This is a genomic window from Pseudomonas sp. zfem004 (assembly GCF_032621715.1).
GTDB classification, from domain to species: Bacteria; Pseudomonadota; Gammaproteobacteria; order Pseudomonadales; family Pseudomonadaceae; genus Aquipseudomonas; species Aquipseudomonas sichuanensis.
Genome location: NZ_JAVYJF010000002.1, coordinates 213,872 through 227,888, shown reverse-complemented (window position 1 = coordinate 227,888; position 14,017 = coordinate 213,872). Strand labels below are relative to the sequence as shown.

11 protein-coding genes are annotated in these 14,017 nt (G+C 62.4%); 9 read left to right on the top strand and 2 right to left on the bottom strand.

The window, feature by feature from the left end; translation table 11 throughout:
* Positions 1-48: 48 nt before the first annotated feature.
* Together argE and argA are read left to right on the top strand one after the other, a co-directional pair.
* A complete protein-coding gene (gene argE, locus RTH46_RS03245) occupies positions 49-1,191 on the top strand; it encodes an acetylornithine deacetylase (RefSeq protein WP_316905037.1) in 1,143 nt (380 codons plus the stop codon).
* 125 nt (positions 1,192-1,316) lie between these two features.
* Positions 1,317-2,615, top strand: coding sequence for an amino-acid N-acetyltransferase (gene argA, locus RTH46_RS03240; RefSeq protein ID WP_153785606.1), 1,299 nt, complete (start codon positions 1,317-1,319; stop codon positions 2,613-2,615).
* 139 nt (positions 2,616-2,754) lie between these two features.
* On the opposite strand, the gene RTH46_RS03235 is transcribed toward argA, so the two are convergent.
* Positions 2,755-4,131 carry a glutamine synthetase family protein gene (locus RTH46_RS03235; protein WP_110992163.1) on the bottom strand — a complete coding sequence of 459 codons (1,377 nt, stop codon included), beginning with the start codon at positions 4,129-4,131 and terminating at the stop codon, positions 2,755-2,757.
* 667 nt (positions 4,132-4,798) lie between these two features.
* Between RTH46_RS03235 and RTH46_RS03230 the strand changes: the two genes are divergently transcribed.
* The 7 genes from RTH46_RS03230 (at position 4,799) to RTH46_RS03200 (ending at position 13,114) form a co-directional block, all read left to right on the top strand.
* Positions 4,799-6,157 (top strand): glutamine synthetase family protein, encoded by a 1,359-nt coding sequence (locus RTH46_RS03230; RefSeq protein WP_153785607.1) that lies wholly within the window; start codon positions 4,799-4,801, stop codon positions 6,155-6,157.
* 49 nt (positions 6,158-6,206) lie between these two features.
* Complete coding sequence (locus RTH46_RS03225) at positions 6,207-7,568, top strand: aspartate aminotransferase family protein (protein ID WP_153785608.1); 1,362 nt, start codon at positions 6,207-6,209, stop codon at positions 7,566-7,568.
* A 168-nt stretch (positions 7,569-7,736) separates the two neighbouring features.
* On the top strand, positions 7,737-8,834 hold the full coding sequence (locus RTH46_RS03220) for a polyamine ABC transporter substrate-binding protein (protein ID WP_316905036.1): 1,098 nt from the start codon (positions 7,737-7,739) through the stop codon (positions 8,832-8,834).
* 160 nt (positions 8,835-8,994) lie between these two features.
* Entirely contained in the window at positions 8,995-10,089 is a 1,095-nt protein-coding gene (locus RTH46_RS03215; protein ID WP_316905035.1) for a polyamine ABC transporter substrate-binding protein, read from the top strand.
* A gap of 75 nt (positions 10,090-10,164) precedes the next feature.
* Positions 10,165-11,307, top strand: a complete 1,143-nt coding sequence (potA, locus tag RTH46_RS03210) for a polyamine ABC transporter ATP-binding protein (RefSeq protein WP_232883229.1) — start codon at positions 10,165-10,167, stop codon at positions 11,305-11,307.
* A complete protein-coding gene (locus RTH46_RS03205) occupies positions 11,304-12,224 on the top strand; it encodes an ABC transporter permease subunit (protein ID WP_178125767.1) in 921 nt (306 codons plus the stop codon). The genes potA and RTH46_RS03205 overlap by 4 nt, the downstream gene beginning before the upstream one ends.
* Positions 12,221-13,114: an ABC transporter permease subunit gene (locus RTH46_RS03200; RefSeq protein ID WP_153785612.1), complete on the top strand. Its 894-nt coding sequence runs from the start codon at positions 12,221-12,223 to the stop codon at positions 13,112-13,114. Before RTH46_RS03205 ends, RTH46_RS03200 begins: the two co-directional genes overlap by 4 nt.
* Before the next feature lie 103 nt (positions 13,115-13,217).
* On the opposite strand, the gene RTH46_RS03195 is transcribed toward RTH46_RS03200, so the two are convergent.
* Positions 13,218-13,673: an REP-associated tyrosine transposase gene (locus tag RTH46_RS03195; protein ID WP_316905034.1), complete on the bottom strand. Its 456-nt coding sequence runs from the start codon at positions 13,671-13,673 to the stop codon at positions 13,218-13,220.
* Between the last annotated feature and the right edge of the window lie 344 nt (positions 13,674-14,017).

The window sequence follows — 14,017 nt, the reverse complement described above, 5'->3', positions numbered from 1 at the left end:
AGGCATCTGCATTGCTATGATGCCCCCATGCTTTTGAGGAGTCCGCGCATGCCGTTGCCGTCGCTGAAAGACCAGTTCTCCGCCCTGATCGCCGCCCCGTCGGTCAGTTGCACCCAGCCAGCGCTGGACCAGTCCAACCTCCTGGTCATCGACCTGCTGGCCGGTTGGCTGGGCGACCTGGGTTTCAAATGCGAGATCCAGCAGGTCAGCCCCGGCAAGTACAACCTGCTGGCCAGCCGCGGCACCGGCCCGGGCGGGCTGGTGCTGGCGGGGCACAGCGACACCGTGCCCTACGACCCGCAGCTGTGGAAAAGCGACCCGCTGAAGCTGACCGAAGTCGATGGCCGCTGGGTCGGGCTGGGCAGTTGCGACATGAAGGGCTTTTTCGCCCTGGTCATCGACGCGGTGATTCCGCTGCTGGAGCACGACTTCAAGCAACCGCTGCTGATCCTCGCCACCTGCGACGAGGAGAGCTCGATGTCCGGCGCCCGCGCCCTAGCCGAAGCCGGCCAGCCGCTCGGCCGCGCGGCGGTGATCGGCGAGCCCACCGGGCTCAAGCCGATCCGCATGCACAAGGGCATCCTCATGGACCGCATCGACATCCTCGGGCGCAGCGGCCATTCGTCGGACCCATCGCTCGGCCACAGCGCTCTGGAGGCCATGCATGCGGTGATGGGCGAGTTGATGGACCTGCGCCGCGGCTGGCAGGAAAAGTACCGCAATCCGCAGTTCACGGTGCCCACGCCAACCCTGAATTTCGGCTGCATCCACGGCGGCGACAACCCCAACCGGATCTGTGGCCAGTGCGCGCTGGAGTTCGACCTGCGCCCGTTGCCGGGCATGGATGTCGAGCAGCTGCGCGCTGCCATTCGCGGCAAGCTGGCGCCGCTGGCCGAGCGCCACGAGGTGCGCATCGACTACGCGCCGCTGTTCCCCGAGGTGCCGCCCTTCGAGCAGGCCGCCGACTGCGAACTGGTGCAACTGGCCGAACGCCTGACCGGCCATCGCGCCGAAGCGGTGGCCTTTGGCACCGAAGCGCCTTATCTTCAGCAGCTCGGCTGCCAGACCATCGTGCTTGGCCCGGGCGACATCGCCTGCGCCCACCAGCCTGGCGAGTACCTTGAAATGTCACGTATCGAGCCTACCGTGCGTCTATTGCGTGACCTGATCCGGCACTATTGCCTGAGCTAAACGTCCATTGAGCTGATTCGTTCCTGCCTAGAGGAGACCGCGCGTGACCGCAAGCCTGTTCCGACGATGACTTTCGAACGTTGTGCGCCTTTTCGTTCTCCGTTCACTTATCCACAGGCCTCGTCATGCCCGATTACGTCAACTGGCTGCGCCATGCTTCTCCCTACATCAACGCCCACCGCGACTGCACCTTCGTGGTCATGCTCCCGGGCGACGGTGTGGAACACCCGAACTTCGGCAATATCGTCCACGACCTGGTGCTGTTGCACAGCCTCGGCGTGCGGCTGGTGCTGGTGCACGGCTCGCGCCCGCAGATCGAAAGCCGCCTGGCCGCCCGCGGCCTGACCCCGCACTACCACCATGGCCTGCGGATCACCGACGCGGCTACCCTCGACTGCGTGATCGATGCGGTCGGCGCCCTGCGCCTGGCCATCGAGGCGCGCCTGTCGATGGACATGGCGGCGTCACCGATGCAGGGCTCGCGCCTGCGCGTAGCGTCCGGCAACCTGGTCACCGCGCGGCCGATCGGCGTGCTGGAGGGGGTCGATTACCACCACACCGGCGAAGTGCGCCGAGTCGACCGCAAGGGCATCAACCGCCTGCTCGACGAGCGCTCCATCGTGCTGCTGTCGCCGCTGGGCTACTCGCCGACCGGCGAGATCTTCAACCTGGCCTGCGAAGACGTGGCCACCCGCGCCGCGATCGAGCTGGGTGCCGACAAGCTGCTGCTGTTCGGCGCCGAGCCCGGCCTGCTGGATGACCAGGGGCAACTGGTACGCGAACTGCGCCCGCAACAGATTGCGCCGCACCTGCAGCGCCTGGGCAGCGATTACCAGGCGGAATTGCTGGATGCGGCCGCCGAGGCCTGCAAGGGCGGGGTGGCGCGCAGCCATATCGTCAGTTACGCCGAAGATGGCGCGCTGCTGACCGAGCTGTTCACCCGTGGTGGTGGCGGCACGCTGGTGTCCCAGGAGCAGTTCGAAGTGGTGCGCGAGGCGACCATCGACGATGTCGGTGGCCTGCTGGACCTGATCAGCCCGCTGGAAGAGCAGGGTATCCTGGTGCGCCGTTCGCGCGAGGTGCTGGAGCGGGAGATCGAGCAGTTCAGCGTGGTCGAGCGCGAGGGCATGATCATCGCCTGTGCGGCGCTGTACCCGATTGCCGATTCCGAGGCGGGGGAGCTGGCGTGCCTGGCGGTGAACCCCGAGTACCGGCATGGCGGGCGTGGCGACGAGCTGCTCGAACGCATCGAGGCGCGGGCTCGGCAGTTGGGGTTGAAGACCTTGTTCGTGCTGACGACCCGGACTGCGCACTGGTTCCGTGAGCGGGGCTTTGCGCCCTGTGGCGTGGAACAGCTGCCGGCGGCGCGGGCGTCGCTGTACAACTTCCAGCGCAATTCGAAGATTTTCGAGAAGCCGCTCTGACGCATGCTTGTTGGGGGCCTTTTCGCGGGTAAACCCGCTCCCACAGGTTATGTGCAAAGCCTGTGGGAGCGGGTTTACCCGCGAAGAAGACGTCGCCGCAGCTAAACAAAAACGCCGCCCCTGAGGGCGGCGTTTTCAGTTACACGGTATGCAGATACCAGTTGTACTCGAGGTCGGAGATCGAATGCTCGAACTCCTCCAGCTCGCTCTCCTTGCACGCGACGAAGATGTCGATGTACTTCGGATCGATGTACTTGTTGAGGATCTCGCTGTCGTCCAGCTCGCGCAGGGCATCGCGCAGGTTGTTCGGCAGGCTCTGCTCCAGCTGCTCGTACGAGTTGCCTTCGATCGGCTCACCCGGTTCGACCTTGTTGGTCAGGCCGTGGTGCACGCCGGCCAGCACGGCCGCCATCATCAGGTACGGGTTGGCATCGGCACCGGCGACGCGGTGTTCGATGCGCACCGAGTCCGGCGAACCTGTGGGTACACGCAGGGCCACGGTGCGGTTGTCCAGGCCCCAGCTCGGCGCATTGGGCACGTAGAACTGCGCGCCGAAGCGGCGGTACGAGTTGACGTTGGGGCAGAGGAACGCCATGGAGGCGGGCAGGGTCTCGAGCACACCGCCGACAGCGTGACGTAGCGCGGCGTTCTGCTCGGGATCCTCGCTGGTGAAGATGTTGTTGCCATCTTTGTCCAGCACGGAGATGTGTACATGCAGGCCGTTGCCTGCCTGGCCCGGGTAGGGCTTGGCCATGAAGGTGGTGTCCATTTCATGGTCGTAGGCGATGTTCTTGATCAGCCGCTTGAGCAGCACCGCGTAGTCACAGGCCTTGAGTGGGTCGGCAACGTGATGCAGGTTGACTTCGAACTGGGCCGGGGCGCTTTCCTTGACGATCGCGTCGGCCGGGATGCCCTGCTCTTTCGCGCCTTCGAGGATGTCCTGCAGGCAGTCGGCGTATTCGTCGAGGTCGTCGATCAGGTACACCTGGGTCGACTGCGGGCGCTTGCCCGAAATCGGCGAGCGTGGCGGCTGCGGGCGGCCGTTCACGTTCTCCTGGTCGATCAGGTAGAACTCCAGCTCGAACGCGGCGCAGATGGTCAGGCCCATGTCGGTGAACTTGCTCACCACCTGGCGCAGCACTTCACGCGGGTCGGCGAAGAACGGCTCGCCTTCGAGTTCGTGCATGGTCATCAGCAATTGCGCGGTAGGGCGCTTCTGCCAGGGCTCGTTGCACAGGGTGTCGGGGATCGGGTAGCAGATGCGGTCGGCATCGCCGATGTCCAGACCGAGGCCCGTGCTTTCGACGGTCGAACCGTTGATGTCGAGGGCGAAGAGGGAGGCCGGCAGGTTGATGCCTTTCTCGTAAACCTTGTGCAGGCTCGTGCGCTCGATGCGCTTGCCACGAACCACACCATTCATATCTGCAATCAGAAGGTCAACGTAGAGAACCTCAGGATGTTCCTTAAGGAACGCGTTCGCTTCGTTAAGCTGAACGGCACGCGGGGGTACCGACATGATGCAACACCTTTGTTGTTAAAAATATCAATCAAGGGGGGCTTGCAACCCCAGTCAATCGGAAAGACCGGGCTAAGTCAAGCCAGCCCCATGATGCCCTGAAATGGCACGTCTACGGCAGATTTGCTGCATATCGGGGCGTGCCATTATCCGCTATTTTCGTGCTGAAGGGTTATCCAGAGCGGGCCGTGTTTTATTTTTTACGGAGGAGTTGTGTAAAAAAATGAACAAGGCTAAGCTCGGTCACAACCCAGAACACAATAATACGAGGGTCACATGGTCCGCCTGTCGAGACCTGCCAGCGCCGCATGCACGGTGCGCTCAGGTACATCTCCCGGTTACCGTCCGATCATTGCACGCCTGCAACAGTGGGTGGCCGCAGTGGCCGCAATAATTGACGGTTCGCACAAAAAAACCATGCCTCGTAATGCGTTACTGCACGTCTTCCTTTCTATCTGCCCTTTGCTTTCACCACGGAGCCACTCTTATGGAGTGTATCCACTGGCGGCCTGCGCGCAGGTTTTTGCTTTAGCCAGGCACTCCATCCAGAATCAAGGCGCGGGCCTGTCCAGGCCCCTCGGCGCTGTGTGCGCCGACTTTGACCGACGCCAGGCGTCAATGGCAGCCGGTTCCCTGCAACCGGGCCACATTACCTCCTGAGGTATTTATGAGTAACAACCTCGACCAGCTCACCGATTGGTTGAAAGAGCACAAGATCACCGAAGTGGAATGCCTGATCAGCGACCTGACCGGCATCACCCGCGGCAAGATCTCGCCCACCAACAAGTTCATCGCCGAAAAAGGCATGCGCCTGCCCGAGAGCGTGCTGCTGCAGACCGTGACCGGCGATTACGTCGACGACGACATCTATTACGAACTGCTCGACCCGGCCGACATCGACATGATCTGCCGCCCCGACGAGAACGCGGTGTTTCTCGTGCCCTGGGCCATCGAGCCGACTGCCCAGGTGATCCACGACACCTACGACAAGAAGGGCAACCCGGTCGAACTGTCGCCGCGCAACGTGCTCAAGAAAGTCCTCAAGCTCTACGCCGACAAGGGCTGGCAGCCGATCGTCGCGCCAGAGATGGAGTTCTACCTGACCAAGCGCAGCGAAGACCCGGACTTCCCGCTGCAGCCGCCGGTGGGCCGTTCCGGCCGCCCGGAAACTGGCCGCCAGTCGTTCTCGATCGAGGCCGCCAACGAATTCGACCCGCTGTTCGAGGACGTCTATGACTGGTGCGAACTGCAGCAGCTGGACCTCGACACGCTGATCCACGAAGACGGCACCGCGCAGATGGAAATCAACTTCCGTCACGGCGATGCCCTGCACCTGGCCGACCAGATCCTGGTGTTCAAGCGCACCATGCGCGAGGCGGCGCTCAAGCACAACGTGGCCGCCACCTTCATGGCCAAGCCGATGACCGGCGAGCCAGGCAGTGCCATGCACCTGCACCAGAGCGTGGTCGATGCCGCCACCGGCAAGAACATCTTCTCCAATGCCGACGGCAGCATGAGCGAGCTGTTCCTCAACCACATCGGTGGCCTGCAGAAGTTCATCCCCGAGGCGCTGCCGCTGTTCGCCCCCAACGTCAACTCGTTCCGCCGCTTCTTGCCGGACACCTCGGCGCCGGTGAACGTCGAGTGGGGTGAAGAGAACCGCACCGTCGGCTTGCGCGTACCGGATGCCGGCCCGCAGAACCGCCGAGTCGAGAACCGCCTGCCGGGCGCCGACGCCAACCCGTACCTGGCCATCGCCGCCAGCCTGCTGTGCGGCTACATCGGCATGGTCGAAGGCATCGAGGCCAGCGCGCCGGTACAGGGCCGTGGCTACGAGCGCCGTAACCTGCGCCTGCCGCTGACCATCGAGGATGCCCTCGAACGCATGGAAATCAGCCGGGCACTGGAGCAGTACCTGGGCAAGAAATTCATTACCGGCTACGTCGCCACCAAGCGCGCCGAGCATGAAAACTTCAAGCGCGTCATCAGCTCCTGGGAGCGAGAGTTCCTGCTGTTTGCTGTGTGATCAACCCTGAGGCCGCCCAAGGCGCGGCCACCGGACCATGGAGAAGCACATGAGCGTCAACAACCCGCAAACCCGTGAATGGCAGACCCTGAGCGGCGAGCACCACCTTGCACCTTTCAGCGACTACAAGCAGCTGAAGGAGAAGGGGCCGCGCATCATCACCAAGGCGCAGGGTGTGCATTTGTGGGACAGCGAGGGCCACAAGATCCTCGACGGCATGGCCGGCCTGTGGTGCGTGGCGGTGGGCTATGGCCGTGAAGAACTGGTGCAGGCGGCAGAAAAGCAGATGCGCGAGCTGCCGTACTACAACCTGTTCTTCCAGACCGCCCACCCGCCCGCGCTGGAGCTGGCCAAGGCGATCACCGACGTGGCCCCTGCGGGCATGACCCATGTGTTCTTCACCGGCTCCGGCTCCGAAGGCAACGACACCGTGCTGCGCATGGTCCGCCACTACTGGGCGCTCAAGGGCAAGCCGCACAAGCAGACCATCATCGGCCGCATCAACGGTTACCACGGCTCCACCTTCGCCGGCGCGTGCCTGGGCGGCATGAGCGGCATGCACGAGCAGGGCGGCCTGCCGATCCCGGGCATCGTGCACATCCCGCAACCGTACTGGTTCGGTGAGGGTGGCGACATGACCCCGGACGAATTCGGGGTATGGGCGGCCGAGCAGCTGGAGAAGAAAATCCTCGAAGTCGGCGAAGACAACGTCGCCGCCTTCATCGCCGAGCCGATCCAGGGCGCCGGCGGCGTGATCATCCCGCCAGAGACCTACTGGCCGAAGGTCAAGGAGATCCTGGCCAAGTACGACATCCTGTTCGTCGCCGACGAAGTGATCTGTGGCTTCGGCCGCACCGGCGAGTGGTTCGGCTCCGACTACTACGACCTCAAGCCCGACCTGATGACCATCGCCAAGGGCCTGACCTCCGGTTACATCCCCATGGGCGGTGTGATCGTGCGTGACAAGGTGGCCAAGGTGATCAGCGAAGGCGGTGATTTCAACCACGGCTTCACCTATTCCGGTCACCCGGTGGCGGCGGCGGTGGGCCTGGAAAACCTGCGCATCCTGCGTGACGAGAAGATCATCGAGCACGCCCGCACGGAAGTGGCACCCTACTTGCAAAAACGACTGCGTGAGCTGCAGGACCACCCACTGGTGGGCGAAGTGCGCGGCCTGGGCCTGCTCGGCGCGATCGAGCTGGTCAAGGACAAGGCCACCCGCAGCCGTTACGAGGGCAAGGGCGTGGGCATGGTCTGCCGCAACTTCTGCTTTGAAAACGGCCTGATCATGCGCGCCGTGGGCGACACCATGATCATCGCCCCGCCGCTGGTGATTACCCATGCCGAGGTGGACGAGCTGGTGGAAAAGGCGCGCAAGTGCCTGGATTTGACCTACGAAGCGATCAAATGACGGTCTGCTAGGCTGGCGAGGTGACATTAAGTCATTACAAGGCCCTGGTTGTGTTGAAACAGCGCCTTGTAACTTGCCAGACTAACGGCTGTTTAGTCGCCCAGCGCGTGCACCGTGGGCCCTGGCTGCTGAACAGATGGCTTGATAATAAATTCTGGAGCATTACGCATGAAGAAATTGGGCAAGACGCTGCTGGCCGCCGCCCTGATGGGTGCCGTGGCGACCGCTGTTCAGGCTGATGACAACGTGCTGCACGTCTACAACTGGTCGGACTACATCGCCCCGGACACCGTGGCCAACTTCGAGAAGCAGACTGGCATCAAGGTCGTCTACGACGTCTTCGACAGCAACGAAACCCTCGAAGCCAAGCTGCTGGCGGGCAAGTCGGGCTACGACATCGTCGTGCCGTCCAACAACTTCCTGGCCAAGCAGATCAAGGCTGGCGTCTACCAGGAGCTGGACCGTTCCAAGCTGCCCAACTGGAAAAACCTCGACCCGGCCCTGCTCAAGGCCGTCGGCGATGCCAGCGACCCGGGCAACAAGTTCGCCTTCCCGTACATGTGGGGCTCCATCGGCATCGGCTACAACCCGGAGAAGGTCAAGGCCGCGCTGGGCGTGGACAAGATCGATTCGTGGGACGCCGTGTTCAAGCCTGAGAACATCGCCAAGCTCAAGAGCTGCGGCGTGAGCTTCCTCGATGCACCGACCGAGATGATCCCGGCCGCGCTGCACTACCTGGGCAAGCCAAGCGACAGCACCAAGAAGGAAGACCTGAAGGCCGCCGAAGACCTGTTCCTCAAGATCCGCCCTTCGATCACCTACTTCCACTCCTCCAAGTACATCTCGGACCTGGCCAACGGCAACATCTGCGTGGCCGTGGGTTACTCGGGTGACCTGGAGCAGTCCAAGGCCCGTGCCCACGAGGCCGGCGACAAGGTCAAGCTGAGCTACACCATTCCTAAAGAGGGTGCTGGCACCTTCTACGACATGGTCGCCATTCCGAAGGACGCCGAGAACGTCGAAGCGGCCTACAAGTTCATGGACTACCTGATGCAACCGGAAGTCATGGCCGGCATCACCAATGCCGTGCGTTTCCCGAACGGCAACAAGGCGGCTACCCAGTTCGTGGACAAGGACATCACCAGCGACCCGGCCATCTACCCGTCCGATGAAGTGAAGGCACAGCTTTACGCCATCAAGGCGCCGGAGAAGGCTGCCCAGCGCGACATCACCCGTAGCTGGACCAAGATCAAGTCGGGCAAGTAAGCCCGATGCGGGACCCTCTGGGCCGGGCCTTTGCGGCCCAGAGGCAGCTTTAGGCAAATAAGTTTGCGGCATCGTAGCCGTGAAGGTAAGTTGCGCGCCGGTTTTGCGTGAGCGGTCAGGTTTTCCGCCCGCAAAGGCACTGATTGTAAGGAGCCCCCACTTGTCTATTTCTGTATTGCGCAAGGCCTTGATGGCTGGAGCGGGCCTGACGCTGGCTTGCAGCGTCCAAGCGGCGCCCACGGTGCATTTCTACAACTGGTCCGACTACATCGGGCCGACCACCCTCGCGGATTTCGAGAAAGAAACCGGTATCAAACCGGTGCAGGACGTGTTCGATTCCAACGAAACCCTGGAAGGCAAGCTGCTGGCCGGCAAGACCGGCTATGACGTAGTGGTGCCGTCCAACCATTTCCTCGGCAAGCAGATCAAGGCGGGCGCGTTCCAGAAGCTCGACAAGGGTCTGCTGCCCAACTATGCCAACCTCGACCCGGCGCTGATGAAGCGCCTCGAGAAGAACGACCCGGGCAATCAGTACGCCGTGCCCTACCTGTGGGGTACCAACGGCATCGGCTACAACGTCGAGAAGGTCAAGGCGGTGCTGGGCACCGACAAGATCGACTCCTGGGCCGTGCTGTTCGAGCCCGAGAACATGAAGAAGCTCAGCAAGTGCGGTGTGGCCTTCCTCGACTCGGCCGACGAGATGCTCCCGGCGGTGCTCAACTACATGGGCCTGAGCCCCAACAGCACCGACCCTGAAGACTACAAGAAGGCCGAGGCCAAGTTGTTGGCCGTGCGCCCCTACGTGACCTACTTCCACTCTTCGAAATACATCACCGACCTGGCCAACGGCGACATCTGCGTCGCGGCAGGCTTCTCCGGTGACGTGTTCCAGGCCAAGGCCCGCGCTGCTGAAGCGAAGAAAGGCGTGAGCCTGGCCTACGCAATCCCCAAAGAAGGCGGCAACCTCTGGTTCGATGTGCTGGCGATCCCCAAGGATGCCAAGAACCTCAAAGAGGCCCACGCCTTCATCAACTATTTGCTGAAGCCTGAGGTTATCGCCCAGGTCAGTGATTACGTCGGTTACGCCAACCCGAACCCCAAGGCTGGCGACCTGATGGACCAGGCCGTGAGGACTGACGCCGCGGTTTACCCACCGCAGGAAGTGCTGGACAAGATGTTCGTCAACGCAGAGTTGCCACCCAAGGTGCAGCGTCTGATGACCCGCAGCTGGACCAAGGTCAAGTCGGGCAAGTAACAACAATCCAGGCCCGCCACGGCCCCTGTAGCTACAGGCCGTGTGGGCATATAAATCTTGTTGGGAGTTTCACTCATGGCAGTTGCCTCCGGTGCCTATAAGAAAGCCCTCGAGGGTGGCCAGCAACCCAAGCAGGTGCTGGTCAAGATCGACCGGGTCACGAAGAAGTTCGACGAAACCATAGCCGTGGACGATGTGTCCCTGGAAATCCGCAAAGGCGAGATCTTCGCCCTGCTGGGTGGCTCCGGTTCCGGTAAATCGACCCTGCTGCGCATGCTCGCCGGCTTCGAGCGCCCGACCGAGGGACGGATCTTCCTCGACGGTGTCGACATCACCGACATGCCGCCCTACGAGCGGCCGATCAACATGATGTTCCAGTCCTACGCGCTGTTCCCGCACATGACCGTGGCGCAGAACATCGCCTTCGGCCTGCAGCAGGACAAGATGCCCAAGGCCGAGATCGACGCCCGCGTGGCCGAGATGCTCAAGCTGGTGCACATGACCCAGTACGCCAAGCGCAAGCCGCACCAGCTGTCCGGTGGCCAGCGCCAGCGTGTGGCCCTGGCCCGTTCGCTGGCCAAGCGCCCCAAGCTGCTGCTGCTCGACGAACCGATGGGCGCGCTGGACAAGAAGCTGCGCTCGCAGATGCAACTGGAGCTGGTGGAGATCATCGAGCGCGTGGGCGTGACCTGCGTGATGGTGACCCACGACCAGGAAGAGGCCATGACCATGGCCCAGCGCATCGCCATCATGCACCTGGGCTGGATTGCCCAGATCGGCAGCCCGATCGACATCTATGAAACCCCGACCAGCCGCCTGGTCTGCGAGTTCATCGGCAACGTCAACCTGTTCGAAGGTGACGTGGTCGAAGACGCCGAAGGCCACGCGGTCATTGCCAGCCCGGAGCTGGAGCGCAAGATCTACGTCGGCCACGGCATCACCACCTCGGTGGAAGACAAGCACATCACCTACGCCCTGCGCCCGGAGAAACTGCTGGTCACCACCACGCAGCCAACCTGCGAGCACAACTGGTCGCGTGGCAAGGTTCACGACATCGCCTACCTCGGTGGCCACTCGGTGTTCTACGTCGAGCTGCCCAGCGGCAAGGTAGTCCAGTCGTTCGTCGCCAACGCCGAGCGTCAGGGCACCCGCCCTACCTGGGGTGACGAAGTGTACGTGTGGTGGGAAGACGACAGCGGCGTGGTACTGCGGTCATGAAACTGCGCAAGCTCAAGCGAGCCTTCCAGCGCCTGACCCCGGAGGGGCGGCACCTGGTGATCGGCGTGCCGTTCATCTGGCTGTTCCTGTTCTTCATGCTGCCGTTCTTCATCGTGTTGAAGATCAGCTTCGCCGAAGCCGACGTGGCGATCCCGCCCTACACCGAGATCTACAGCTACCTCGAAGGCAAGGTGCAGCTGGTGCTGAACCTGGCCAACTATGGCCTGCTCACCGAAGACGAGCTGTACATCTCGGCCTACCTCGGTTCGTTGAAGGTCGCCCTGTTCAGCACCCTGCTGTGCCTGCTGATCGGCTACCCGATGGCCTATGCCATCTCCAAGGCCAAGAAGGAGTCGCAGACCGTCCTGCTGCTGCTGATCATGATGCCGACCTGGACCGCGATCCTGATCCGCGTCTACGCCTGGATGGGCATCCTCAGCAACAACGGGCTGCTCAACAGCTTCCTGCTGTGGCTGGGGCTGATCGACCAGCCGTTGCAGATCCTCAACACCAACCTGGCGGTATATATCGGCGTGGTCTATTCGTACCTGCCGTTCATGATCCTGCCGCTGTACGCCAACCTGGTGAAGCATGACGAAAGCCTGCTCGAGGCCGCATCTGACCTGGGCTCGAGCACCTTCAACAGCTTCTGGAAGATCACCGTGCCGCTGTCCAAGAACGGCATCATCGCCGGCTGCATGCTGGTGTTCATCCCGGTGGTGGGCGAGTTCGTGATTCCTGAACTGCTCGGCGGCCCGGAAACCCTGATGATCGGCAAGGTGCTGTGGCAGGAGTTCTTCAACAACCGTGACTGGCCGGTAGCGTCCGCGCTGGCAGTGGTGATGCTGGCGATCCTGATCGTGCCCATCCTGCTGTTCAACCGCAGCCAGGCCAAAGAGATGGAGGGTCGGGCATGAAACGCTTCAGTTTCTCCAACCTGATGCTGGTCATCGGCTTGCTGTTCATCTACCTGCCGATGCTGATCCTGGTGATCTACTCGTTCAACGCCTCCAAACTGGTGACGGTGTGGGGCGGCTGGTCGGTGAAGTGGTACGTCGGCCTGCTCGACAACAGCCAGCTGATGGGTTCGGTGATGCGCTCGCTGGAGATCGCTTGCTACACGGCGGTCGCTGCGGTGGCGCTGGGCACCCTGGCGGCCTTCGTGCTGACCCGGGTCACCCGCTTCAAGGGCCGCACGCTGTTCGGTGGCCTGGTCACCGCGCCGCTGGTGATGCCCGAGGTGATTACCGGTCTGTCGCTGTTGCTGCTGTTCGTGGCCATGGCGCAGATGATCGGCTGGCCCCAGGAGCGTGGCATCGTCACCATCTGGATCGCCCACACCACGTTCTGCGCCGCCTACGTGGCGGTGGTGGTGTCGGCGCGCCTGCGTGAGCTGGACCTGTCGATCGAAGAAGCGGCCATGGACCTGGGTGCCAAACCGTGGAAGGTGTTCTTCCTGATCACCATCCCGATGATCGCGCCATCGTTGGCGGCGGGCGGCATGATGTCGTTCGCCCTGTCGCTGGACGACCTGGTGCTGGCCAGCTTCGTGTCCGGCCCCGGCTCGACCACGCTGCCGATGGAAGTGTTCTCGGCGGTGCGTCTGGGCGTGAAGCCCGAGATCAACGCCGTGGCCAGCCTGATCCTGCTGTCGGTGTCGCTGGTGACCTTCCTGGTCTGGTACTTCAGCCGCCAGGCCGAAGAACGTCGCCGCAAGGCGATCCAGCAGGCGATCGAAGAAGGCGCTGCTGCCAACGTTTCGCAGCCGCAGGTGCGTCGCCCGGCCCAGGCCACCGCACAGGCCTGACGCCATTCGCGAGTAAACTCGCTCCCACAGGTACAGCGGTGTCCTCGGACATGGCGCTATCCCTGTGGGAGCGGGTTTACCCGCGAATGCTTCACCCCCGGTTTCAAAGCCAGATGGTATCCCAATGCGGATACTCCCTGACACTTCCCACCAGCCCAGCCCGCAATGGATTGGCAACGATATACCTGGCAACCCATCTCACATCCTGGTCTCGACGTAGTGCCCTGTCCTGATAGCCGGGCTGCCATACCGGGTCCTGCTCAACCCCCGACTTATGCAAGGCGAGGCTCGAGCGCGATTTGAATCTGCGCATCAGGGTGGCAAGCGTCACCGAATGCAGTTCGATAAGCCAATGCAGATGGTCTGGCATGACTACCCACGCCAGTGATTGGCAAGCTTGTTCCTGGTCTGATTTGCGCAGTTCGTTGATCACGAGCCGGGCACTATGGAAATCCATGAACAATGGTTTTCGTTGGTGGGTGATAGTGGTGAGTAGATAGATCCTGCCCGGCTCGGAGAACCGTCCTCGGCGAAGCAGGTACGAATGGGCCAGGGCCATGCAAGTCGTCCTTGAATATGGGCTCGCCATGAACACTAGTGGCGCATTTTGAAACGACGCGTGGCAGATGTTTTCAGAATGTGGCCGCATGTCGTAGACCATTGATCCAGCTCGGCCCTGTGGGAGCGGCTTTAGCCGCGAAGCGGGCAACGTGGTGCTTGGCACCGGCTAAGCCGGTGTTCGCGGGTAAACCCGCTCCCACAGTTACCGCGCCAGATTTCAGAGTTGAAGCAAGACAGTTGCTCCCAAAGGGGAATTGCCCACAGCCCCATGCCGTTTGTCGATCCCTGATCTACGCTTCTCCCACGCGTCGTACAAACCCTTCGTACAAGCGAGGAGCCTGC